The 1953-nt window shown below is 70.3% G+C and carries 4 protein-coding genes and 1 pseudogene; 1 reads left to right on the top strand and 4 read right to left on the bottom strand.

Going from position 1 to position 1953, the window contains the following annotated elements:
* Positions 1-15: 15 nt before the first annotated feature.
* The 4 genes from MCBG_RS13995 to MCBG_RS13980 form a co-directional block, all read right to left on the bottom strand.
* Complete coding sequence (locus tag MCBG_RS13995) at positions 16-534, bottom strand: hypothetical protein (protein WP_043326101.1); 519 nt, start codon at positions 532-534, stop codon at positions 16-18.
* Positions 535-642: 108 nt separating this feature from the next.
* Positions 643-1062 (bottom strand): PIN domain nuclease, encoded by a 420-nt coding sequence (locus MCBG_RS13990; protein ID WP_043326099.1) that lies wholly within the window; start codon positions 1060-1062, stop codon positions 643-645.
* Complete coding sequence (locus MCBG_RS13985) at positions 1062-1319, bottom strand: type II toxin-antitoxin system VapB family antitoxin (RefSeq protein WP_043326097.1); 258 nt, start codon at positions 1317-1319, stop codon at positions 1062-1064. The genes MCBG_RS13990 and MCBG_RS13985 overlap by 1 nt, the downstream gene beginning before the upstream one ends.
* Before the next feature lie 63 nt (positions 1320-1382).
* A complete protein-coding gene (locus MCBG_RS13980; RefSeq protein WP_043330580.1) occupies positions 1383-1568 on the bottom strand; it encodes a hypothetical protein in 186 nt (61 codons plus the stop codon).
* A 229-nt stretch (positions 1569-1797) separates the two neighbouring features.
* Here MCBG_RS13980 and MCBG_RS35205 point away from each other — a divergent pair.
* Positions 1798-1953, top strand: a pseudogene (locus tag MCBG_RS35205) (GNAT family N-acetyltransferase); the annotation flags it as partial.

The raw sequence follows: 1953 nt of genomic DNA, 5'->3' as shown, positions 1-1953 counted from the left end.
CCCGGCCCGCGTGTGTCAGTCGGCGGTGGGGAACCCGTAGCGGGCCGCGTGCTCCGGGTCGGCCGGGTCGACCTGGCGGATGCCGGCGTCGGCGAGGCGCTTGTTCACCTCGTCCAGGCGTTCCCGGACCAGCCGGGCCTCCTCCTCGGTGACGCGGCCGCGGTGCGGGCGCCCGGCGTGCTCGATGGTGCCGTAGTCGATCTTCTCGGTGGCGCGGCGTGCCTTGGGCGGCTTGACCCGCTCGGCGGTACGCAGCAGTTGCGCCATCGGCACGTCGGTGGCCATCGCGTCGAACTCGCTGGCGGTCAGCACCACCCGGCGCGGCTCACCGTGGCCGTGCCGGTCGTGGATCTCCACCACCGCGACGTCCAGTGCCGCGTCGTCGATGCTCTCCACGTCGACCGGGGTGGCGTCCAGTTGCACGGGCCCGGCGACCAGGTCCGGGTGCTCCAGTACGACGACCTTGACCACCTCGTCGTCGGCGCTCAGCACCTGGCCGGTGAAGTCGGAGACGTGGATCGTCTTCTTGCCCATGCGCGGAGCTTCTCCTGTCGTAGGCCGGAAATCGGACCACAAGACGCTACCGCACAGGTGTGCGAAGACCGGTACGCACGCCCGGCCGGTGTGTCGCCGCCCGCGTTCCTAGAGGCTGCCTTTCGGGGCGACCCACTCGGTGGGCTGGTGGGTGAGCGCGGCGATCCGGTCGTAGTCGGCGTCGTAGTGCAGCACCGTGGCACCGTGCAGCTCGGCGGTCGCCGCGATGATCAGATCAGGCAGCCGAAAGTTGCGGTGCTGGCTCTCGGCGGCCAGTAGGCGGTGCACCGCCATGGCGCGGTCCATCGCCTCGGCGGTGACATCCAGCCAGCGGTGTCCCCGGAGCGCCTGCCACAGGATCTCGTATCCCTTCGGTGTGGGGGCGTTGTTCAGATATTCCAGCGAGGTCATCTGGCACGCGGCGAGGCGCCCTTCTGCCAGCAGCGTCTCGAAGCGCTTCCGGACGGCCTGGTGCCGAGCCTGAAGCACGTACACCGACGTGTCCGCCAGGTAGACCTGGCCGGCCATCAGGCCGCGGCCTCGCCGTCGCGGGCGTCCTCGGCGAGCCGGCTCAAGTCGCGCCCACCGCCGTAACGCCAGCCCTCGTCCGACTCGGCGAAGTCCATCTCGACCTGATCGAACGCGGCGACGATCTCCTTCGCCTGCCGCCGGACGGCGAAGGCGTGCAACGCGGCGTTGATGGTGGCGACCTTGGTGTCGGTGCCCAGCACCTCGCGGGCGGACTCCAGCCACTCATCGTTGACGTCCACCGTGATGCGGGTCATGCGTTCGACCGTACACCAGGAAGTGCTGGATCTGCGCACCAATCTGCGCTTGAAATTGGTGCGTCAGGCGGCCGCCGACCCGCGCCAGGCGGCGGCGCCCGATGGTTGCGTGTTCAGCTCGGCCCAGGAGAGCCCCCGGCTGCGGGCTTCGCGGTACGCCCGCTGCGCCGGGAAGCGTCCGGCGTCGCCGGCGGCCCGCCAGCTCCGCTCCGGGTCCTGCTGGAATCGGTCATTCGGTTCGTGAGGCATGACCACTACCGTCCCAGAGAAACTTGTCCATGTATGGAAATGAATATGACGCAGGGTCGATGCCTCGGGTTCCCGTGAAGCGTCAGATTCCTGCGGCCCTCCGCCGGACCACACATCGTCATCCGTCGCTGGCGTGCCGCCCCACTACCCGTCCGCCGCGGGTCTCAACCCCGGTGGGATCAGTTGATTACGCGAGCACGGGCGGTCCGGCCCGGCGTACCATGATCACGTGCTCGACCGGCGGGTCTTCCTCCATCTGGCGACCTGGCTGGGACAGTGGCCGGCGGGCCCGGGACTGCACGTGGTGCGGTCCCCACCGCCGCGCCCCGTCCGGCCTGGGGACGGCCGCCCTGCGCCCGGCCCTCGCGGGTGACCGCCCACGGCA

Source organism: Micromonospora sp. M42, from assembly GCF_000568915.1.
Lineage (GTDB): Bacteria > Actinomycetota > Actinomycetes > Mycobacteriales > Micromonosporaceae > Micromonospora > Micromonospora chalcea.
Note: the sequence above shows the minus strand (reverse complement) of the source record. Positions and strands in the feature narration are given on the sequence as shown.